At 70.6% G+C, this 453-nt stretch carries 1 protein-coding gene; it reads left to right on the top strand.

Annotation, left to right across the window (positions count from 1 at the left end):
• Positions 1-61 precede the first annotated feature (61 nt).
• A complete protein-coding gene (locus ACU8YE_RS25155) occupies positions 62-427 on the top strand; it encodes a hypothetical protein (RefSeq protein ID WP_446930283.1) in 366 nt (121 codons plus the stop codon).
• Positions 428-453: the final 26 nt, after the last annotated feature.

The following is a 453-nucleotide window of genomic DNA, read 5'->3' as shown; positions in this document are numbered from 1 at the left end:
CCCCGGCGTGACGGCCGAAGAGGTGCGTGAGAAGACCACGGCCCAGTACGAGGGCTGAGCCATGAACCACCGTCACCCCGGGCTCGACCCGGGATCCACCGTCCTTCGTCACGCACGAAAGAAGAGGTGGATGCCGGGTCAGGTCCGGCACGACGGGCTTGCGTCACTGGCCTTTCTCCTCCTCGCGGGCTGCGCGCCAGAAGCAGCGCCCGTCACGATCGACGGCTCCTCGCCCGAACGCTTCGCCGCCACCACCGCCGCGGCGCGCGAGCAGCTGAACCCCGCCGACCGCCTCGCCTTCGATCAGGCATTGGCCTCGGTCGGCAGCCGCCGCCATGCCGCCGACAGGGACAAGCTCGCCCGCACCACCTTCGACGGCATGACCGGACCGGACATCGCCGAGGATTACCGCCGCCGCACGCGCTAGTGCTCGGCCCCAGCCCAAGCTAGGAC

The organism is Ralstonia sp. VS2407 (genome assembly GCF_052950655.1).
The sequence above is the reverse complement of the archived record's forward strand: the minus strand, read 5'-3'. Positions and strand labels throughout refer to the sequence as shown.